At 71.1% G+C, this 19,046-nt stretch carries 18 protein-coding genes and 1 tRNA gene; 6 read left to right on the forward strand and 13 right to left on the reverse strand.

What is annotated here, in order from left to right:
* Positions 1-680 precede the first annotated feature (680 nt).
* Positions 681-956, forward strand: coding sequence for a hypothetical protein (locus ACTWNK_RS13035; RefSeq protein WP_474304177.1), 276 nt, complete (start codon positions 681-683; stop codon positions 954-956).
* A 473-nt stretch (positions 957-1,429) separates the two neighbouring features.
* A complete protein-coding gene (locus ACTWNK_RS13040) occupies positions 1,430-1,873 on the forward strand; it encodes a DUF6941 family protein (RefSeq protein WP_474304178.1) in 444 nt (147 codons plus the stop codon).
* Positions 1,874-1,953: 80 nt separating this feature from the next.
* Here ACTWNK_RS13040 and ACTWNK_RS13045 read toward each other — a convergent pair whose 3' ends face one another.
* Together ACTWNK_RS13045 and ACTWNK_RS13050 are read right to left on the reverse strand one after the other, a co-directional pair.
* Positions 1,954-2,280 (reverse strand): hypothetical protein, encoded by a 327-nt coding sequence (locus ACTWNK_RS13045; protein WP_474304179.1) that lies wholly within the window; start codon positions 2,278-2,280, stop codon positions 1,954-1,956.
* 37 nt (positions 2,281-2,317) lie between these two features.
* The gene (locus ACTWNK_RS13050) at positions 2,318-2,494 is read right to left on the reverse strand and encodes a hypothetical protein (protein ID WP_474304180.1); all 177 of its coding nucleotides are present in this window, start codon (positions 2,492-2,494) and stop codon (positions 2,318-2,320) included.
* 242 nt (positions 2,495-2,736) lie between these two features.
* Here ACTWNK_RS13050 and ACTWNK_RS13055 point away from each other — a divergent pair.
* Positions 2,737-2,810 (forward strand) — tRNA-Ile (locus ACTWNK_RS13055).
* Between the two features lie 155 nt (positions 2,811-2,965).
* Here the strand turns inward: ACTWNK_RS13055 and ACTWNK_RS13060 are convergent.
* Positions 2,966-3,493, reverse strand: coding sequence for a hypothetical protein (locus ACTWNK_RS13060; protein ID WP_474304181.1), 528 nt, complete (start codon positions 3,491-3,493; stop codon positions 2,966-2,968).
* Positions 3,494-4,177: 684 nt separating this feature from the next.
* Between ACTWNK_RS13060 and ACTWNK_RS13065 the strand changes: the two genes are divergently transcribed.
* Together ACTWNK_RS13065 and ACTWNK_RS13070 are read left to right on the forward strand one after the other, a co-directional pair.
* Positions 4,178-4,498, forward strand: a complete 321-nt coding sequence (locus ACTWNK_RS13065; protein ID WP_474304182.1) for a hypothetical protein — start codon at positions 4,178-4,180, stop codon at positions 4,496-4,498.
* 60 nt (positions 4,499-4,558) lie between these two features.
* Positions 4,559-5,608: a hypothetical protein gene (locus tag ACTWNK_RS13070; RefSeq protein WP_474304183.1), complete on the forward strand. Its 1,050-nt coding sequence runs from the start codon at positions 4,559-4,561 to the stop codon at positions 5,606-5,608.
* A 7-nt stretch (positions 5,609-5,615) separates the two neighbouring features.
* Here the strand turns inward: ACTWNK_RS13070 and ACTWNK_RS13075 are convergent, their stop codons facing one another.
* From ACTWNK_RS13075 to ACTWNK_RS13095, 5 genes are all read right to left on the reverse strand, one after another.
* Complete coding sequence (locus ACTWNK_RS13075; protein ID WP_474304184.1) at positions 5,616-6,944, reverse strand: M48 family metalloprotease; 1,329 nt, start codon at positions 6,942-6,944, stop codon at positions 5,616-5,618.
* 14 nt (positions 6,945-6,958) lie between these two features.
* Positions 6,959-7,402 carry a hypothetical protein gene (locus tag ACTWNK_RS13080; protein WP_474304185.1) on the reverse strand — a complete coding sequence of 148 codons (444 nt, stop codon included), beginning with the start codon at positions 7,400-7,402 and terminating at the stop codon, positions 6,959-6,961.
* A gap of 71 nt (positions 7,403-7,473) precedes the next feature.
* On the reverse strand, positions 7,474-8,052 hold the full coding sequence (locus tag ACTWNK_RS13085) for a PadR family transcriptional regulator (RefSeq protein ID WP_474304186.1): 579 nt from the start codon (positions 8,050-8,052) through the stop codon (positions 7,474-7,476).
* A 72-nt stretch (positions 8,053-8,124) separates the two neighbouring features.
* Positions 8,125-9,429, reverse strand: a complete 1,305-nt coding sequence (locus ACTWNK_RS13090) for an esterase-like activity of phytase family protein (RefSeq protein WP_474304187.1) — start codon at positions 9,427-9,429, stop codon at positions 8,125-8,127.
* Between the two features lie 180 nt (positions 9,430-9,609).
* A complete protein-coding gene (locus ACTWNK_RS13095; RefSeq protein ID WP_474304188.1) occupies positions 9,610-10,197 on the reverse strand; it encodes a TetR/AcrR family transcriptional regulator in 588 nt (195 codons plus the stop codon).
* 339 nt (positions 10,198-10,536) lie between these two features.
* Between ACTWNK_RS13095 and ACTWNK_RS13100 the strand changes: the two genes are divergently transcribed.
* Positions 10,537-11,148 carry a hypothetical protein gene (locus ACTWNK_RS13100; RefSeq protein ID WP_474304189.1) on the forward strand — a complete coding sequence of 204 codons (612 nt, stop codon included), beginning with the start codon at positions 10,537-10,539 and terminating at the stop codon, positions 11,146-11,148.
* A gap of 14 nt (positions 11,149-11,162) precedes the next feature.
* Here ACTWNK_RS13100 and ACTWNK_RS13105 read toward each other — a convergent pair whose 3' ends face one another.
* The 5 genes from ACTWNK_RS13105 to ACTWNK_RS13125 all read right to left on the reverse strand — a co-directional run bounded on the left by ACTWNK_RS13105 (position 11,163) and on the right by ACTWNK_RS13125 (position 19,021).
* On the reverse strand, positions 11,163-13,628 hold the full coding sequence (locus tag ACTWNK_RS13105; RefSeq protein ID WP_474304190.1) for an FtsX-like permease family protein: 2,466 nt from the start codon (positions 13,626-13,628) through the stop codon (positions 11,163-11,165).
* Positions 13,628-14,398 carry an ABC transporter ATP-binding protein gene (locus ACTWNK_RS13110; protein WP_474304191.1) on the reverse strand — a complete coding sequence of 257 codons (771 nt, stop codon included), beginning with the start codon at positions 14,396-14,398 and terminating at the stop codon, positions 13,628-13,630. The genes ACTWNK_RS13105 and ACTWNK_RS13110 overlap by 1 nt, the downstream gene beginning before the upstream one ends.
* A gap of 102 nt (positions 14,399-14,500) precedes the next feature.
* Positions 14,501-17,080 (reverse strand): CHAT domain-containing protein, encoded by a 2,580-nt coding sequence (locus ACTWNK_RS13115; RefSeq protein ID WP_474304192.1) that lies wholly within the window; start codon positions 17,078-17,080, stop codon positions 14,501-14,503.
* On the reverse strand, positions 17,077-18,705 hold the full coding sequence (locus ACTWNK_RS13120; RefSeq protein ID WP_474304193.1) for a CATRA conflict system CASPASE/TPR repeat-associated protein: 1,629 nt from the start codon (positions 18,703-18,705) through the stop codon (positions 17,077-17,079). Before ACTWNK_RS13120 ends, ACTWNK_RS13115 begins: the two co-directional genes overlap by 4 nt.
* Entirely contained in the window at positions 18,686-19,021 is a 336-nt protein-coding gene (locus ACTWNK_RS13125; protein WP_474304194.1) for a CATRA system-associated protein, read from the reverse strand. Before ACTWNK_RS13125 ends, ACTWNK_RS13120 begins: the two co-directional genes overlap by 20 nt.
* Positions 19,022-19,046: the final 25 nt, after the last annotated feature.

Genomic DNA, 19,046 nt, shown 5'->3' on the forward strand with positions numbered 1-19,046 from the left:
CGTAGTTGGTATCGCGCATCGCAGGGTGGTGGCCCCTTCCGGGCTGAGGTGGAGGCGCAAGGCAAGCGCGGTCATTGGGACGTCGACTCGGAAACCGTAAGGACACTCCTGCGATACAGGTGCGCCTAGGCTTGGAAGATTCTTTCAGCGACGTGTCCAACGTGATGCGAACCGCCCCACATCTTCACCGCTAACACTGAACCAGTCATGCCGTCTGCCTCCTGTGAGCCGTACGATTTGACGAAGGGATACCGGCGGCTTTTTGAGAAGTCGGGCCGCGCACTGGACGGGGTGTGGTGGACTGACCTCATGTGATTGGTGTGACGATTACACATTGGTCGGAGGTGGTTTCCGCTCGTCTCGCGCTGAATGAAGGGGCGCAGTGACTCGGCATGCCGGGCGGGGGCATTGATAATCGCGATCGAGTGCACGTATGTGCCGACGAGAGGCCTGTCGAGACTGCGGACACCTTCCTGCCTGTCGATCACCAGCAGGTGGTCTACGGGGGCAGGTTGAGGACGCTGGGCGACTGCTGGACGTTGGATGGCTTGACCCGGCACGGGGAAGGGCCTGCTTGGGGAAACGCCGCTCATCAGTGAGGACCATGGCGGCCTGCGGTGTGATCGAGGCCTCGCCGAGCCGACTGAAAATGATCTCCCCTTCTGGGAGACTGCTCAACCATGGCACGGGTCTACATCGCAGAGATCAAGATCCCGGACTCCTGCGAGAGGAAGATCCGTGAGAAGCACGGCTGCACGGGCGCGGACGTCAGTGAGGCGCTCATCTATGGCACAGACGTCGAGGTGGAATGGGTTGAGGACGAGGAGCATGGACGGCGCCTTGAGGCGAGGGGTGTCTTCTTCAGTGGTCGTCCGTTCGTGGCCTACATGGACCCAATCAACCCTTACGACCCTGAGGAGGGCACGTTCGTCTTGCGGACGGCCTTCGTCAAGTGATGGGCATCGGAACGGATTCTGGGCATGATGACAGGTGTGAACACGCAACCAGAGCGCCCGAACGCAGATGGCGATGAGTTGACATACCAGCAGGCGGCAGACCGGTTTGCAGCTCGTGGCACCGCGCAGGAGCCGGTTCGCCGGCCTCGGATCGTCGAGATTGAGTTGCGCCAGCTTGGTGACGGATCCTGGCGAGCGACCTCGCAGCAACTGCGCCGCCTGCAGGAGAAGGCCGCTAGCCGAACTTCCTTGAAACGGCAGGTAGAGGCCCGGCTGAATGGGTGGATTGATCCTGCGGTGCGAGTTGCCTACAAGGTGGTGGAGTTGCCGACATCGTCAAGAACCACACAGCCGATCATTGTCAGGGTTGAGGCGGTCGGAGGTGGCCCAAGTGGTGTGACGTTCTCTGGAGCGCATTCTCGGTCTTCCCGGACGTCGGTTGTTGGTCGAATCAACCGCCGTGTGAGCGCACCATGAAGGCATTTCTGGTTCTTTGTGACGCCGCCCAGCTTGACTCCAACGGGAAGATCAACATTCTCGGAGGGGACTGGTCGATCAAGGATCAGGTCCCAGCGAGCACTGCGTTGGCGATCTTCCTGCGTATCGGGTGGGATGAGGTAGGAAATGGCTGCTCGTTCCAACTCAGGCTCGTGAACGATCAAGATGAGCCGGTTGAGTCCGGAGGTGGAGATGAACGACTTCCGCTGGTGTTTGATGGGTCCATTCAATTGAACGAGGACACGGCCAGTCTGAGTCGCGCCGCGAAACTTGTCGATATCCACCACAGTTTCGCAGTGACTCTGCCCAACCTGAATCTCGAACCAGAACGTCGGTTCGAGTGGGTCTTTGAAGCGAACGGTGAGTTGCTCGCTACTGTGGCGTTCGCAGTCGAGCCTGATCCTGAGCTAGTGGACTAGGAGCATCGCTCCTGCTGGAAACTTGCAGTCTTGAAGGCCCTTGGATTGCGAAGTCCGGGGACCGCTGCGGCTGGTGAGTTTCAGATCCGGTCGCCAGGGGGCAAAGCCGTGCGTGCGACTGTTGCGCTCGTCACTGCGCGGCACTGCGGGCCGTATCGGCGCACCATCTCCCTGATCCCGCCGCTTTTGAGGAGCTTGCTGCTGAGGGGGACGTCGGAGTCGGCCGACTCCAGGTTGAAGCGCAGTTGCGCGATGCCGTTCAGGCGTGGGCCGGTGTCCATGAAGACACGGTGCCGCGGCGGTCGTTGAGGGCGCTGCGGGAGCAGGCGGCGGAGAGCGCTCAGGTTCGTGTCCGAGAAAGTCTCGGTGGGGATGTCGGGGATGGTGTCGGGCGATGACGTTTCCATCGAGTGCCACGGTGGTGCGCTCCTTCTTCTTGATCAGTCAGTTGAAGTAGGCCTTGAGGTTGCACCAGTGCTTCTCGGCGTTGCGGGCTCTGCGCTGGAGGATGCCGCATTCGCACGCGATAGTGCGCTCCTCGTCCGGCCAGCAGTCCTGCACGGTGAAGGCCAGGAAACTAGCGAACTTGATCAGCTTTGACTCCCTCACCGTGTCAGGCATGGAATGATGCTCGACGTAGGTGCAGAAGTGACCAGCAGTCAACATGTGGGACTTGATCGTGCCAGGTGAGCGGTTGGTGGGCTCCAGGGCCAAGGGCCTAGAAGCTCGGTCGTGCGCGGAGCCGGATATCTTCCCCTCTTGTTGGCTGGGGCGTGTCGCGAATCCCATGCTCTAACCTGAGTATGCACACTAGGCTGGGGCCGGGTTTCGAGGCTCCGGTGCCGGTCAGGCAGCACTTTCTGGGGGCGGTAGCTCAGCTGGTTAGAGCAGCGGACTCATAATCCGTCGGTCCTGGGTTCAAGTCCCAGCCGCCCCACTCTCGTTGATCAGGCTGAATCCTCGTTTGACCTGCGCTGTTGTGGCGGCGAGGTCCCTCGCGTCCGTCCGGCTATGGTTCTCGTCGATCGATGGAGGAGGTCTCCCCATGTGGGGCGATCTGCGTGGGCTTCGTTGTCGGCTGAGATGCCTCGCTCACCACTTTTCGGCCAGGGATCGGACTTCGGTTTCGAGGTCCAAGCTCCGTAAGCTCGCCAACAGCGCAACGCGAAGCACCGTAGCTGTCTGCCTGAAGATCCACTCGGAAGCCGCCACCTCATCGACACCGGCTCTGTCCACCAGCAGCACGCCGGCGGGCAGTACTCCCGCTTGCTCGACGAGCCCCTCCATGACCGCCGGAGCGAATTCCCCGACGAGGCCCACGGCGTACGGCTGGCTCCACACCATGCTCGGGCACGCGATGGCTGCTGCACCGTCTGCCGCATAGGTGACCTCGAAGCCGGTGGTTGTCCCAATCCCAGGGGTGAACTGTCCGCCCAGCAGTGCGCGTGGAGCGTGTCCTCCGAAACGTCGCAGCACCTCGACCACCACTCGTGTGGGGGCGGCGGAGGCCTGGGCTGCGGGACGGTTCGCGGTCAACAGTCCCGCAGGGGGGTAGGCCGCCTCGGGCAGGTCGTCGGCGACGGCGATCAGGCTGCGTCGCCGAACATCGATAAGGATCATGTCGTGCGCCCCATCTGTTCGCTTTGCGCTACCGAGGGAAACTCCGGGTACTTGTCGAGGATGTCGTGATCATAGTTGCCAGCCGGGTGAGCTCCACCCCTTGGTCCATGAGCTTGACCGGGTCGTGCGTGATGTTCTTCGAGGTGCCCCGATGAAGCAAGGTTGGGGGGAGTTGTGGCTGTGGACGGGCATGTGGGGCGTGGGGTGGGCCCGGAAGTAGGGGCTGGGCTATTTGGGCGGGGTGGAGAATCGTTTGGGGTGGGGTGATTTCGGGGGTGGGTGGCGCTTTTCTTGTGGGCTTTGTGGGAGGGGAGAGGGAAAGGGGCTGACCTTGAATGGGGGATGGTCGGACAGGGGATGTCAGGGGGCGGGGTGTGGAATGGCGGCTCGGTGGTGATTGGGGGCGGGGCTGGTCTGATTGGCGTTGGGGTCGGCCCGCGTTTTCGCGCTTGTGAGCCCGCCCGAGGGCCCCGCGTTGCACCCGCAGCCATATCCCGGTCGTCCGGGCCCCCGTTCGTGCCCTCGGCTCAACTCAGCCGGTGCCCCACTTTCCTGCGGCCAGACTTCGCATCCGTACTCCGGTCGACGTCTCGCCCACCCCTCACCCGTACGTGGAAATACGTATTGAACAGGAAACTTTCCTATCCAATAGTCGGGGAGGTATCCCCCCACCAGGAGGTTCCTGTGAAGCGTCAAGCTCTTGTGTTTGCTGCTGCGGTCGCGGCTGTGGTGCTGGCCGGTAGTCCGGCGCAGGCCGCGACCGTCACGACCGGGCATGGGCCGCTGTCCATCGCCATCCACTGCCAGCAGCTCTACGGACCGGGTGACTACATCGCCCCGTACGAGCCGCAGGGCATCAAGTGTCTGAAGTGGACCCCGTCCGGCTCGCAGATGGTCGGCTACGGGGTCCCGATGCAGGCCTGCCAGGTGCTCATGCCGGGCTACACGATCATCTCGGCGGTACGGGACGGCTACGGCGGCATCCGCTGCACGGGGACGAACTAAGGCCGATCGGCACCACCACGACGCGGGACACGACGGGAATTTCGTGATGTCGTCGCAAGTGTGGCACGCGACCTCTTCGTACCCAAGGTGGCGTTGGACCGGGCGCATCCGCTCTTCCTGCGGGTGATGCGCGGTCCGGCCCACGAGGCGGCCAGACAGCTGATGAACGCGGTGTACGAGGACTTCCGGGACGTCGACAGGAGCTTCGTACGGGAGTTCCAGACGAACGGGTTCTCGGCCAGGGTGTTCGAGCTGGCGCTGTTCGCCTGTCTGCAGGAGATGGACCTCGATCTGGACCGGACACACGCCGCCCCCGACTTCGTGGTGCGAGGCGGGCATCCGGTCGCGATCGAGGTCACCACCACGAACCCGGCGCAGGGTGTCGAGCCCGGCGGTCAGGCGGAGTTCGACCGGCTCGGCGCCGCGTTCGTGTTCCAGCTCGCCAAGGCGTTGCGCCGCAAGCTGGAACACCGGGATGCCCAAGGCCGGGCGTACTGGGACAGGCCGCACGTCAGCGGCGTCCCGTTCGTCGTGGCCGTGGGCGCCTTCCATGACGAGTACGCCCAGATCCACCCGCTGGGCCCGGTCGCCGAGTACCTCTACGGCCGCCGTACCGTCCTCGCGCTCGACGCCGAAGGCAACCGTGTGTTCACCACCGAGCCGATCGCCGAGCACCGGTCGGCGGGCCGCCGGATCCCGAGCGGGCTGTTCGCCAGACCGGAGGCGGCGCGGCTGGCGGGGGTGCTGTTCAGCAACGCGCACACCGTGCCGATGTTCAACAGGATCGGCACCGAGCTCGGACTGGGCGCGCCCGGCGTACGGCTGTTCAGGTCGGGACTGAGCTACGACCCGGACCCGGCGGCCGTCGAGCCGAGACGCTTCTTCTACGAGGTGGGCGCGAGACCCCCGGGTGAGCAGGAGACGTTCCTCGACGGGCTGCACCTGTTCGTCAATCCGGTCGCCGCCGTCCCGCTGACGCCGTCCGTCCTGCCGGGCGTCACCTTCCACGAGCTCCTGGCCGACGGCCGGGTGATGTCGCACCACACGGGCGGGCTGCAGCCGATCGTGTCCAAGACCTGGGTCGTCGCCGCGACGGACGAGGATCCGTGAGCGCCGGTCATGGGGTGATCCGATGCCGTTCGCCCCAGTGCACGTCGGCGGGCCGCGCCGTCGTCACGCCCAGGGGATCCACGCCGAGCATCACCACCGTCCACCCGGCCAGCAGCACCCCCCACACCACCGCACGCCGCAGGTCCAGCCGCCGCGGACGCGCCCGTGCCCTCCGCATGACGTTCGGCGAGCACGACGCGGCCACCAGCAGCGACCCGGCGGCGAGCACGACCACGGGCGCCGCCGTGTACCCGAGCACGGCCACGACGGCGGGCGGCCAGCCGCCGAGGGGGAGGCGCCCGACCAGCCACAGGCCGACGACGAGCGTGGCGAGCAGCAGCAGCACCTGCGTCATCGTGACCGTGGGCCCGTGCGGCTGCGGCGGCCTGCCGAGGCTGCGCCTGCGCCTGCGCAGACTCGGATGCCCGCGCAGCACCGCCGCCGCGGCCTGCCCCAGCGCCGCGAGCGGCCCGCCGCCCCGCCCCAGGACCGCCCACGCGCTCGGATCGGCCCCCCGGTCCAGGGCGTCGAGGTCGGCGCACAACTCCCTGCTGCGCAGGATCTCGGCATAGGACAGATACCCCAGTACGGCGGGCAGCACGGCGACCAGCACCGCTCCCGCCGGACCGGCGGGCCGATCGCCAGGCCAGAAGGCGGGCCCGGCCAGGGCCACCCACCCCATGAGCACGGCGTAGGGCGCGAGCGCCCCCCACAGGAACGCCAGCCACAACTCGCGAGCCGCGTAGCCGATCTCCACGTCCCGGTTGTCGGCGTGGGCGAGTTCGTGCAGCACGACGGCCTCGAACACGTGAGGCCGCCTGAAGGCGAGGTCGGCCAGCCCGGCGTCCAGGCTGATCGTGTACCGCCCGGCCCGGCCGAAGGTGAGGGCGCCCGCAGTGCCCATGGCGCAGGCGTCGACGGCGAAACGCACCCCGTGGGGCGGCCCGGCGCGTTCGGCCAGCCGGTCGAGCGTGGGCGCCAGGTGGGCGGGCACCTCGGTCAGCCCCCTGGACAGCAGGACCGGCCTCAGCCAATACCGTGCGAACGCCGTCAGCGTCACCAGGGCCGTCCCGCCCAGCGTGATCCAGGCGACCTCGCGCAGCAGCTCGCCACGGCAGGAGCTCACCCGCGCGAGGTGCGTCAGCACGGTCCGGTCGTAGTGGAACCCGGGCGCCGCCGGATCGGCCCCGACGACGCCCATGCAGATGCGGAGGTACTCGCCCGACAGCACCGCGAGCCCACCCCGGTGCCACAACACGGCACACGCGAGGAGCAGCAGCGCCACCAGCAACACGAACCGCCTGTTCGTCCCCTCACCGTGGATCCGCTGATCCACCCGGGGCCGCATCCTCAGCCTTCACACGCCAGCCGCGCGACCACCGCGTCCGCGAGCCGTTCCCCCACCCGGGCGTCCAGCCCCGACCTGCGCGCCTGCGCCCGCACCTGCTCCCGTACGGCGAGCAACTGGGCAGGGGTGAGCGCGGGCACGACGTCCGGCCGGGGCGGTCTGCGCAGGATGCGGCGCAGCAGCGGCCTGCCCCGGGCGGCGGCTCCGTCGACGGCGGTGTCGACGCCGCGCTGGGCCAGCGTCTGCACGACCATCCAGGCCACGGGCGTCACGAGGGCGACGACCTCGGTGACGCCGAAGCCGAGCGGGCCGCGTCGCCGTCCCCGGCCGAGGCGGCGGGTGATGTGCCTGTCGTCGAGGCCGGCCAGGCCGTCGAACAGCGGGATCTCGTGCGGTGCGACATCGGCCACCACATGGCGTACCACCTCGCGCACAGTCGCCGTCATGCCCACCTCGCTCCGCTCCCGCGTCGTCACCTGACGTGCGCGCTCAAGTACAGCGGGTGTTCAAGCGCCGGTCAAGCCGAAGGCCACGGGGTGTCGCGCAGGTCGCCGAGCGAGTCGACGAGGCCGGTGACGTAGCGGGTCTCGGCCTCCAGCATGGCCAGGCGGTACTCCTCCTCGGCCAGGAAGACCCACAGGACACCCGCCTGCCTGCCCTCGCGCAGCTCCTGCCTGCTCTCCTCGGCCTTGGCCCGGAGCGTGGTCAGCCGGGCGCCGAGCAGGTCGATCGACTCGGCGGGCGGCAGCACGGCCAGCAGGGAGAGGGCGACGCCGAAGTGCGGGTACTCCTCGTGCGGCTCGGCCACCGACTCGCGCAGCCAGGAACGCAGCTCGTCCCGGCCCTCGGCGGTGATGGTGAAGATCGTGCGTTCGGGCCGCTGGGTGTCGCGCACGGTCGCGACCTCCTCGACGTACCCGGCCTTGCGCAGCTGCTCCATCACCATGTAGAGCGAGCTCCTGGTGTACCTGACGCTGCGGTCCTGGCGGTGCTCCTTGAGCCTGCGCCCGAGCTCGTAGGGATGCATGGGCTCGAACGTCAGGTACGCGAGCACCGCCAGCGCCAGTGGGTTGGCGACCTTGCGCCGTTTGTCCACGATGCCTCCCAGGATCGACGTCGGCCCACGCCAACTATTCCTCATCCCGGGATCGGCGTGCCGGAGGGCGGATCAGCGCAGCGGCCTGGGCAGGCGGATCGTCACGATGCGGCTCTTGACGCCGCTGTCGACCAGGCGGCCGTTGTCGTCGAAGTCGCCGAGCCCGAAGTCGTTGTCGTTGGCCACCACGAGCGTACGGGCGTCGAGCAGCGCCACGCCCTCGACCTTGCCCGGCAGGGTGGGCGCGACCTCGGCCAGGTCGACGAGCAGGGACTTGCGCGCGGGACGCACGGAGGCGGGCAGTGCGGCGAGCGCCTCCAGGGACGGGCGGGTGGCAGCCCTGTCGTAGCGGCCGCCGAGCAGGTTGGCCGCCTTCGACAGGTCGGCCAGGTAGATCCGGGCGACGTTGTCGGTGCGCTCGTCGACGAGCAGGCGGCCCCTGCCCGCGTAGGCCAGGCCGGAGATCTTCATCTGGCTCTGGTCGCCCTCGGCCTTCGGGTCGAAGGCGGCGACCGCCTCGAACCTGTAGGCGTACTCGCCCGTGACCCTGCGCGAGCCGATGTCGAACGTGAGGATGCGCGCGGTGCGGGAGGCGTCGCCCGCGGCCTTGTCCGGGTTCTGCAGGGGGCTCTGCACGGCCAGGTAGAGGGTACGGCCGTCGATGGCCAGGCCTTCGAAGCCCCGGTTCTGCGGGCGGGTGGCGAGGATGGCGGGCAGCGTCTCCCTGACCGGGTAGTCGGCCCCCTTGAGCCTGAGGCCCTTGGGCACGTGGCGCTCCAGCACGCGGCCCTTGGCCGAGACGCGCAGCAGGGAGGGGCCGTACTCGTCGACGAGCCAGAACTCGCCGCTTCGGGTGCGCACGATGTCCTCGGTGTCGACGCCGCTGGGGTCGTATCGCAGGGCCTTGCCGCCGTCCCAGGTGTAGGGGCGCTCGTCGTGGCCCCTCTGGTTGGACAGGCCGGTGACGGGCCTGCCCGAGCTGCCGGTCAGGCGGATGTACTTCTTGATCTCGACGCCGAATCGGGTGGCGACCTGGACGATGGCCGGGCTGAACTCGGGCACGGGGAACGAGCGGCGCTTCTCGCCGCCCACCGTCGGCTGGCCGTTGGGGCCTCGGTCGGTGACCATCCAGTAGTCGCCGCGGCGGGCGGCGGGATACAGACCGCTGCCCAGGCCGCCGAGCAGGATGCCCCTGTCGTCGGCGATCGAGGACTGCAGCTCGCCGAGCGGCACGGGCGGGATCGTCACGTCCTTGACGACGACCGGCCGCCGGGCCCGAGGATCGGCCGAGGTCGAGGCTGAGACGGCGGCGGGAAGGGCGAGCGCGGTGGCCGCGAGCGCCAGGGCGAGGGCGGATGTGAGGGTGGCACGGGACATGGAGCCCTCCAGGGCCGTCGGTGACGCGACGAGGCCTCACCGTAGTGACCGCAGGCGACCAGCCGCTGAAGCCCCGATGAACGCCCCCCGCACACCCGGCAGCCCTGCACCCGGTCAACCGCACCTGGCCACCCGTGCCCGCGCCTCAGCGCCCCTTCACCCGCCCATGGCCGCAGCCCGTCACCCGTCCCGGTGGCGTAGCCCGTCGCAGGCGAGGCCGAGGAGCAGGCTTCGGTTCTCGGGGGAGTCGCCGAGCCAGGCGGTGCCCGCGAACAGCCCGACCAGCACCGCCTTGACCTGCATGGCGGTCAGGCCTGGCCGTACGGCTCCGGCCTCCTGGGCGCGGGCGAGCAGGGCGGCGACGGCGTCGAGCAGGTCGCGGGCGGGGCCGGCCGCGATGGGGCGGGTGTCGTCGCCCGGCTGGGTGAGTGCGCCGGTGAGCGCCTTGTTGGCGGCGCCGCGTTCGAGGGCGAAGGCGAGGAAGCCGAAGAAGGCGGCTCCCGGGTCGTCGTCCGTGACACGCTCGCGCGCCTCGACGGCGAGGTCGTGCACCGCGCCCGCGACGACGGCGTCGAGCAGGGCCTCCTTGGTGGGGAAGTGCCGGTGCACGGTGCCCGCGCCTACTCCGGCCCTGCGGGCGATCTCGTCGAGCGGCACCGCCAGGCCTTCGGTCTCGAAGGCCGTCTTGGCGGCGGCGAGCACGCGCTCCCTGTTGCGGCGGGCGTCGGCGCGCATGGGCCTGGCGGGGGATGTGGGCTGGGGGCTCATGATCAGTCGTGCTCTTCTCGTTCTTCGTGCCTGCCGCGCATCGTATCCATCGGGTGCTGCGCCCCGTTTACGCCGCGTGCCCCCCGGCCCGTCCCCGCCACCCCGGGCGCCGCGAAATCGCCGCCGATTTAGTTGAAATGCGCGTGGATAAACATTGTGATTCGCGTCACATGAGAAATCGCTATTGAATTCCCGGCGATCACTCGGAATACTTCACAATCCCGCCACCTCCCTGCGGAGAGGCGCAGTGGATAACGACATGTTGTGGATTCGCATTGGGGGGCCGATGAATAGGCGGCAATGGAGCATTCGCGGCCCGGTCGGCATGCGATGAGCGACATGCGGGTGGCCTTCCCCGCACGCGACCAATGGTCGTTGCTGGACGCGCACGGTTTCGGCAAGGCGTTCACCGGCACCTGGGTGCAGGACGACGACCCGCAGGCGGTCGCCGCCCTCCTCGGGGCCGATCCCTCCTCCGCCATGCTCTGCGACCTCGGCACCGCGATGAGCTGGTACGAGCCGATGGCGTTGCGCGAGGCGGTGTGGATCGGCCCGCACGCGCCCGGCTGGACACATGTCGTCACGATCAGCGGCCCCCCGCTCGTCACCCGGGGCCTGACCGCGGGCGGCAGGCGGTTCATGCAGATCGTCTGGAACGCTCTCGGCCTCGGCGTGCACGACCTTGAGTACGGCGACGGCGCCACCAGCGACAGGCTCAGCCCGCTGATGATCGCCGAGGTGCCGCCGGGCTCGATGTTCGACGGCCTGACCACCGGCCTGGTGCCGAGCACACCCGGCACCATCGACCTGTACTCGCCGATGCTCACCCGGCCGACCGGCAGTCTGAAGCTGTGGCTGGACAACTGGCTCTGCCTGACCGGCCGGGTCTCGGGCCGCTTCATCGACGAGGAGTGGCTCACCACCCCGCGCACGTTGTACCGCCTCACGTGACGCGGGGCGCCCGCCTACTGGTGGGCGGCCACCGCCCTGACCGGCGCCTCGCGCATCGTCCGCCAGGCCGGAGCCAGCGTCGAGGCCAGGGTGAGCACCGCCGCCGCGACCACGATCCCGGCCAGGACGAGCGGTGAGCCGGACGGCATCGGCGAGTCCTTCACCACCAGGCTGAAGGGCACCAGCGTGGTGGCCGCGACGACCAGGCCGAGCGTCACGCCGATGACCGTCACCAGCAGCCCTTCGGCCGTCACCATGCGCAGCACCTGCCCGCGCGTCCAGCCGGTGAGCCGCTGCAGGCCGAACTCCCGCCTGCGGGCGACCGTGGACATGATCTGCGTGTTCACCACGGCGATCACCGTGTAGGCGGCGATCATGGCGGCCAGCATGGAGTTGATCCACGCGCCGATCGACGACTGCTCGTGGAAGGCGCGCACCTGGGCGTTCCTGTCGCCGAGCACGACGTCGCTGCGACCGGCGGCGAACGCGCTCAACGCGGCCTGGTCGCTCGTCCGGACCAGGAGCTGGGAGGCGAGCCCGGCGGAGGTGTGCGGGGCCAGCACGGCGACCGGCATGAGCAGCACCTCGAAGCCGGGCCGCGCGGCCAGGGTGGCCACCACCTCGGCCTGCATCGCGGTGCCGTCGCCGAGCCGCAGCCTGACCGTGTCGCCGAGTCCGACGCCCCAGTACTCGGCGAGCGAGTCCGGCAGGGCGATCGAGTCGCCCGACAGGGCCGACAGCGAGCCGCGCGTCACCTTGTGCCCCGTCGTACGGCCCGCCGCCTCGGCCTCCAGGCCTTGGACGGGCCTGCCGTCGTCGGCGCCGTCGGCGGGGTCGACGACGAACACCGACGAGGTCACCGCCTGCGACACCGCGCTCACACCCGGCACCGCGCGCACCTCGTCGGCGAGCCCGGGAGCGACGCCGCCCGCCGTGGCCGTCAGCACGGCGTCGGCGCGCAGCGTGTCGGTGAAGGCCTGGTGCGCGGCGGCGGTCGTCGTGGACTGCAGGAAGATGTTCGCGGTGGCCAGCCCGACCGCCAGCATGATCGGCGTCGCGGCGGCGGCCACCCGTACGGTGTACCTCCCGGAGTTGAGCATGGCGAGCCTGCCGGGCTCGCCCGACAGCATGCGGATCGGCCCGCGCAGCAGCCGCACCGCCAGTGCGGTCACGCCCGGGGCGAGCAGCGCCAGGCCGAGCGCCCACAACATCGACGTCGGCCCGGCCGTGCTCGCCGCGATCGGCCCGTCGAACACGGCCACGGTGACGATGACGAGCGACACGCCCCCGGCGATCGTCAGGGCGGCCAGCGCCGCCCTCGGCCAGGTCAGCCAGCGCCGCTGCACCGACGACTCCGACATCGCCTGGGCCGGCCTGATCACCGCGGCCCTGTGCGCGGCGATGAGCGCGGCGCCCGCCGCGCTCAGCAGCCCGACGCCCACCGCGACGAGCACCGGCAGCACGCCCTGCTGGAAGGTCAGCTGCGGCGGCACCATCCCCGATTCGGCCAGCCTGACGAGCAGCCATCGCCCGAACCACGCCCCGGGCAGGCAGCCGAGCGCCGATGCCACCACGGCCACCAGCACCGCCTCCCCGAGCACCATCGAGCGCAGCTGACCAGGCGTCGTGCCGATCGTGCGCAGCATGGCCAGCTCACGCTCGCGCTGCTGGATCGACAGCATCAGCGTCGAGGCGATCACGAACACCGCCACCGAGATCGTCAGTCCGCCCATGACCCCGGCGATGATGATCAGCATCACCCCGGCGGCCTCGACGCCCGGAAACTCCGAGACGCCGCGGTCGTCGCCCGTCAGCAGCACGTGCCCGTCGCCCGCCGCCCGCGCCACGGCGTCCCGCACCTCGGCGAGGTCGGCGCCGGGCGCGAGGACGACGCCGACGAGGTCGGCCAGGTCCGTGCCCGCCAGCCTGGCGATGTCGGCGCCCGAGAAGAACACCGCACCGGTCGCGACCGTCCCGCTGACCCGGAAGGGCTCCGGCGTCCCGCGTACGACCAGGTCGACCGTGTCGCCGGCCCGCACCCCGAGCCCGGCGTCCACCACGACCTCGCCCCGAGCGGGCGGCTCGCCGGACGCGAGCGCATAGGGGGCCAGCACGGCGCTCGCCCACTCGTGCCCGGACAGCGCCCTGCCGCGGAAGGAGACAGGCACACTCACATCGGGTACGGCCGAGGCCACGCCCGGCACCCCGGCGACCCGATCGGCGACGGCACGCTCGACGCGCACCGCCTCGGGCAGCCTGCCGGTCTCGGCGTCGCCGCGCTCGGAGAGTGCCACCGACCGGTCGGCCAGGACGTGCACGGCGGCGGCGGCCAGGCGCTGCGGAGGCGCGGAGGCGCGGATACCGGTCTCCATCAGCGCGCCGGTGGCCAGCACGACGGCCGCGCCGAGGAACATCGCGATGAACGTCGCGGCGAAGGCGGCGGCACGGTGACGCAGGGAGCGGACGACGATGCCGAACATCAGCGCACCGCCCCGGCGACCTCGTCGTCGGCCCAGGCGCCCAGATGCGTCATGCGCTCGGCGACCGCGTCGGCCGAAGGCGCGCGCAGTGCGCCCGCGAGCCTGCCGTCGGCCAGGAACACGACCTGGTCGGCGTAGGCGGCGGCCACCGGGTCGTGCGTGACCATGACGACGGTCTGGCCGCTCTCGTCGACGGCCGCACGCAGCAGGCGCAGCACCTCGCGGGCCGTCCTGGTGTCGAGCGCGCCCGTCGGCTCGTCGGCGAAGATCACCGCAGGGCTGGTCACCAGGGCCCTGGCGATGGCCACCCGCTGTTGCTGGCCGCCCGACAGCTCCGACGGCCGATGCCCGGCGCGCTCGGCCAGCCCGACCCGCCGTACCACGCGTTCGACCAGGGCATGGTCGGCGCGCCTGCCCGCCAGGCGCAGCGGCAGTGTGATGTTCTCCATGACCGTCAAGGCGGGCAGCAGGTTGAAGCCCTGGAACACGAAGCCGATGCGCTCGCGCCGCAGGGCGGTCAGGTCACGCTCCGATAACGAGGTCAGCTCGACGCCGTCCAACGTCACCGATCCGGCGCTCGGCCGGTCCAATCCCGCCGCGCACTGCAGCAGGGTGCTCTTGCCCGAACCCGAAGGTCCCATCACCGCGGTGAACGTGCCACGCGCGAACCCCAGCGTGACGCCGCCGAGTGCGGTCACCCCGCCGCCGCCCCGCCCGTACACCTTGCGCACGTCCGCGAGGCCGACGGCCACCGCGCTCCGATCATCCATTCCGACTCCCCGTACCTGTCACTGGAACCCCAGGTGATCAGCGTATTTTTCGCGGGAACAGTGATCGATAGTGCGCGCGGTAGTCACGGGGTAGGGCTGGCCCTACCCCGTGACCGGCCGTGTGCCGCCGAAGCCGTCGCCGATCACGGTCAGCCCGGCCCACGCGCCCGGCGGCGCGCCCGGCCGGTCGCGCAGCCACAGGACCTGGGCGTACTGCAACGCCGTCGAGGGCGCGTCGCCCGCCGCCAGCCGCCGGTAGAACTCGCGCAGCACGGTGGCCGTGGGCGTGCCGCCCACGTCGACGGTCCCGGCCAGCACCCACCTGGCCCCGGCGAGCAGCGCGGCCGTCGGCAGCCCCAACGGCTCGACGGCAGCCCGTACGGCCAGCCGCCCCGACCAGCACGAAGCCGTGATGAACGCGTCCGGCAGCCTGCACCCGAGCAGGTGCGCCGCCGTCAGCAGCCCGCCGCCGCCCAGCGCCAGCCCCTGGGCCAGCCCGGGATGCCGATCGCCGTCGTCCGGAGGCGCGAAGCCGTGCGCGCTGACCACGACGGCGGCGTAGTGCCCGGCGTCCGCAAGCAGGCCGTGCAGCTCCTCCGCGCCCGACAGGGTGAGCGGCCCGAGGTTCTCCCGCAGCGCACGCTCCTCCCGCCGCCCGCCGGGCAGATCGGGGTCGAGGTAGGCCAGCGTGCCCACGCCCTCGCGCGCCGGACGCCCGCGCAGCGCCGGCCACAGGGCCAGCGAGGGCACCACGGCGAGCCTGGCCAGCTCGGCGAGATGCCGCCCGCCGACCACGACGGCGGCGACCGGCACCGGACCGAGCACACCGCCGGTCGAGACGACCAGCGGCGGATCGCCCCCATCGGCCAGCGCGTCGGCCAGCCCCTGGGGCACGACGGCACGGCCGAGCGCGGCCAGGTCGCCGAGCTGCGGACGCCACGCGGCGTCGTGCCCGGCGTGGTGGTAGCCGTCGAGGAAGGTGCGTACGGGCGCGGGCAGCACGCTCTCGTCGACGTGCGGGACGCCGTCGGGGCCGATCCAGATCCGGTTGAGGTAGGTGTCGTCCTCCTCCATGACGTCGAGCAGCAGGGCGTGGCCGCCGGGCGGCAGTGCGGCGATCACCTCGTCCACGTCGGCGCCGCCCTCGACGGCCTGGCGCATCTGGAGCGAGGTCTCGTGTTCGAGCCGCGCGTACATCTCGCGCAGCCGCGGGCCTGGCCGCGCGCTCTCCAGCGTGATGTCGCCGATCAGCTCGTGCAGCCGGGGCGTGAACCCGGCGCCCGCCCTGACGAAGGCGGCCAGCACGTCCGAGCGCGCGGCGATGGCCACGCCCAGCGCGGCGCGCCCGTCACCGGCCCTGGTGGCGCAGTGCAAAGCCAGGCCGTAGCTGTGGCGGTGGCCGACGTAGAAGGCGCGGCGGTCGGCGGGGTCGCGCAGCCGCATGCCGTCGGCCTCGTTGCGCGCGAACCCGGCCAGCGCGTACCTTGCCGCCTCCTCCACCTGGTCGTCGAGGATCAGCTCGGTCGCCAGGTGGTAGTGCACGAGGCTCGACGCGCTCGGGTCGTCGGCGACGGCGAGCCCGGCCAGCGCCTCACGCAGCCGCGAGACGGTCAGCGGCCGATCGCCCCTGTCCTTGGCGACGAGCGCGGACTCCAGAGCGACCTGGGACAGGCCCCTGGCGACGTGCGAGCCGGAATCCATCGCGACATACAGCTGTACGGCCGCGTCGAGCAGCTCGTCGGCCAGGTCCAGGTCGCCCTGGGCGCGGGCCAGCTTGGCCGAGTACACGGTCGTCAGCGCGGCGTTGGTCGGCTCGCCCGCGCCCAGGCGCAACGCCTGGGCGAACCTGCGCCCGGCACGCCGCGCCGCCGCCGGGTCCTCGGCCGAGGTGAACAGCTCCAGGTAGCCGAGCCGCCTGGCCGCCTGGGCCGCCCCCATGCGGCGACCGGCCCGCAGGTACCCGGTGAAGGCCGCGGCGTAGTGCGCCCTGGCCTCCTGCTCGTGGCCGAGCTGTTCGAGCACCGCGCCCAGCTCCCGCTCGGCGTTGGCCGCGCCCACCCTGCGGCCGATGCTGAGGTACCCGGCCCGTGCCTCGGCCAGCAAGGCCCTGGCGGCGTCGAAGTCGCGGGCCAGCCGCGCCGAGACCGCGAGCTCCCGCCTGACGTCGGCCAGCAGCTGCACGCCCTTGTCGCCCTCCTGGCGCCCGCCCGCGACCCGCTCGGCCTCGGTGAGCAGCCGGCGGGCCCGTACGAACTCCCCGGTGTGGTGGGCGACGGTGGCCCTGAGGAACAGCGCCTGGCCGAGGTCGAGGTCGTAGCCCTCGGCCCTGGCCACCTCCTCGCACCGCAGCAGCAGCCGTTCCGCCTCGCCGTGCTCGCCCTCGTAACGCGCCACGACGCCGGACTCGCGCAACGCCTCGCACAGCAGGTCGCGCGGATGCAGCCGCTCGGCCGTACGCACGGCTTCGGCGAGGGCGACGCGGGCCTGCGCATGGCGCTGGGTCGCGCCGAGCAGCCAGCCCCACTCCAGCAGCACCCGGCAGCGCCGCGAGGCGGGAAGGACGGCCAGCAGGGCGGGGGAGGCGGCCAGCGGAGCCAGCAGCCGCTCGGCCTCGCCCAGCCGATGCCCGTCGAACAGCACGGCGACCCGCGCCAGCACCTCCTCCACCGGATCGGCCCTCACCGGGCCACCCACAGCCAGGCGTCGGCGGTGAAGCCCTTCACCTCGACCCGGACGCGCCGGAAGCCGTCGGCGTCCAGACCGGGATAGCCCTCGCCGACCACATGGCGGTAGAGCGAGTCGCCCACGATCACGACCAGGTCGCTGCCCTCGTGCTCGGCCATCGCGTCGCGCAGGGGCGGGCTGTCGAGCATGCGGCTGACCTCGACGATGGTCTGGCCCGACCAGCCGATCGCGGCCACGCCGACGGGACCGAACGCGGCGGCCATGCGCAGCCGTACACGGTCGGTGTACCTGCGGTTGTCGGCCGTCAGGCGCTCGTGCCAGGACCTGACCAGGATCGGCAGCGCGACGTGCAGCTCCAGGCTGGCGGGCAGGAAGACGTTCATACCGTCGCCGGTGTCCTGGCGGTCGATCTCGGCGGGGTCGGCGCCCAGGTCGCCGAGCACGCCCGCGCACAGGGCGGCCAGCCGGTCCTGCACGTCGTCGCGCTGCGGCGAGGTCCTGGTGCTGTAGCCCACGACATCCACGGCGAACCCCAGCCTGGCCCGTACCCTGGCCGGTCCCGGGCGCGAGGCAGGCGTCCGCCTGACGGGCGCGGCCCTGCCGGCGATCGCCCCGATGTCGCGGACGTGGCCGAGTGCGAGGTCGAGATAGCGCACGGCGTCGTCCAGGTCCGCGGCGAACCACCCGGCCAGCCTGCCGTCCTCGGGCATCGGATCGCCGAGCGCCGCCGTCATGTTGGCCGAGGCGATCTCCACGGTGTGCCGCATCCTGCGCACCGCCGCGGCCGTCGTGGTGAGCCCGGCCTCGTCCAGGCGCAGCCGGTCGAGTTCGGCCGCGAGGGCGGGGCCGGGGACGCGCATGAGGTCGGGCAGCCCGGCGGCGCGTTCGTCGGCACGCCGTCTCAGCCTGTCGGCCTCCTCGCCCTCGCCCCACACCCGCATCTGGTAGCGGATCTTCGCACAGTGCATCAGGTAGCGGCCGAGCGGCGGCATCGCGGTGCCGCCGTCGCTCCACGTCCAGGCGCTGAGCTCGGCGGCGGCGCAGGCGGGCGAGAGCACGACGAGACGGCGTTCGGCGCGGTCGTCGTCCCCGGCCCCGCTCTCCCACACGGTGAAGGCGTCGTGCCGGTGCGCGGGCAGCTCCCACCAGCGCGCCCGCAGCCCCGCACGCGGCACGCACGAGCGGGCGAGCGCGGCGAGGTCGGCCGTCGAGCCCGGGGGAGCGAGCGCCTGATGGATGCGCGCGACGCCGAGCAGCGCGCCCGTCCCGCCGCCCGCCAGCTCCTCCCACAACCGGTCGAACCCGGCCCATCCGGCGTCGCCGCCCCGGCAGGTGAACCCCACCGACAGGCTCAGCACGTCGTGCAGCCTGCGGACGACGGCCTGGTGCCCGCTCACCGGGTCCTGCCTGGCCGCCAGCGCCTCGTGCGCCACAGTACGGCCGGGCCCGGACGGCAGCGCGGTGGGCAGGCCGACCCCGGCGATCGGCGCGGTCATCCCGAGACGGGTACGGCAGCGCGACCAGATCTCGCGCACCTGCTCGTGGGCCTCGGCCGCCGAAGGCCCCTCCACCGGGGCGAACACGTGCACGACCAGCTCCTGGTCAGCCGGTGCGCCGCTCATCGCCGCCTTCCTCGTCGTCGTCCTCCTGCGACGTGCGCCCGCCGAGCCGGTGCACCAGGGCGTTGCGCCGATCGCGCACACGCGGGGGAGGAGGCAGCTCGGGCGTCGAGCCGATCGGCGTGATGCGCACGGGACCGGCGAGCTCAAGGGCGGTCACGGCACGCCTGACGGCCTCCTGCTCACCGGCGGCCAGCGTCTCCTCCAGCGCGGCGAGCAGCTCGGCCACCCGCTCCCACTGCTGGGGCCCGAGCCGCCAGCGCGTCAGGTCGTCCAGCACGTCGAGGGCGTCGGCCGCCGTCTGGCCATGGGTGTCCATGGTCGAAAGCATGGCATCGCGCGTG

The sequence above is a fragment of the Nonomuraea sp. IBHARD001 genome (genome assembly GCF_056106265.1).

What these genes read in the sequence shown, in the direction of transcription:
- ACTWNK_RS13110 (WP_474304191.1), bottom strand. Translation starts at nt 14,398, where the DNA reads ATGGATGATCGGAGCGCGGTGGCCGTCGGCCTCGCGGACGTGCGCAAG.
- ACTWNK_RS13105 (WP_474304190.1), bottom strand. Translation starts at nt 13,628, where the DNA reads ATGTTCGGCATCGTCGTCCGCTCCCTGCGTCACCGTGCCGCCGCCTTC.
- ACTWNK_RS13035 (WP_474304177.1), top strand. Translation starts at nt 681, where the DNA reads ATGGCACGGGTCTACATCGCAGAGATCAAGATCCCGGACTCCTGCGAG.
- ACTWNK_RS13050 (WP_474304180.1), bottom strand. Translation starts at nt 2,494, where the DNA reads ATGCCTGACACGGTGAGGGAGTCAAAGCTGATCAAGTTCGCTAGTTTC.
- ACTWNK_RS13120 (WP_474304193.1), bottom strand. Translation starts at nt 18,705, where the DNA reads ATGAGCGGCGCACCGGCTGACCAGGAGCTGGTCGTGCACGTGTTCGCC.
- ACTWNK_RS13045 (WP_474304179.1), bottom strand. Translation starts at nt 2,280, where the DNA reads ATGGAAACGTCATCGCCCGACACCATCCCCGACATCCCCACCGAGACT.
- ACTWNK_RS13040 (WP_474304178.1), top strand. Translation starts at nt 1,430, where the DNA reads ATGAAGGCATTTCTGGTTCTTTGTGACGCCGCCCAGCTTGACTCCAAC.
- ACTWNK_RS13125 (WP_474304194.1), bottom strand. Translation starts at nt 19,021, where the DNA reads ATGGACACCCATGGCCAGACGGCGGCCGACGCCCTCGACGTGCTGGAC.
- ACTWNK_RS13090 (WP_474304187.1), bottom strand. Translation starts at nt 9,429, where the DNA reads ATGTCCCGTGCCACCCTCACATCCGCCCTCGCCCTGGCGCTCGCGGCC.
- ACTWNK_RS13095 (WP_474304188.1), bottom strand. Translation starts at nt 10,197, where the DNA reads ATGAGCCCCCAGCCCACATCCCCCGCCAGGCCCATGCGCGCCGACGCC.
- ACTWNK_RS13100 (WP_474304189.1), top strand. Translation starts at nt 10,537, where the DNA reads ATGCGGGTGGCCTTCCCCGCACGCGACCAATGGTCGTTGCTGGACGCG.
- ACTWNK_RS13080 (WP_474304185.1), bottom strand. Translation starts at nt 7,402, where the DNA reads ATGACGGCGACTGTGCGCGAGGTGGTACGCCATGTGGTGGCCGATGTC.
- ACTWNK_RS13060 (WP_474304181.1), bottom strand. Translation starts at nt 3,493, where the DNA reads ATGATCCTTATCGATGTTCGGCGACGCAGCCTGATCGCCGTCGCCGAC.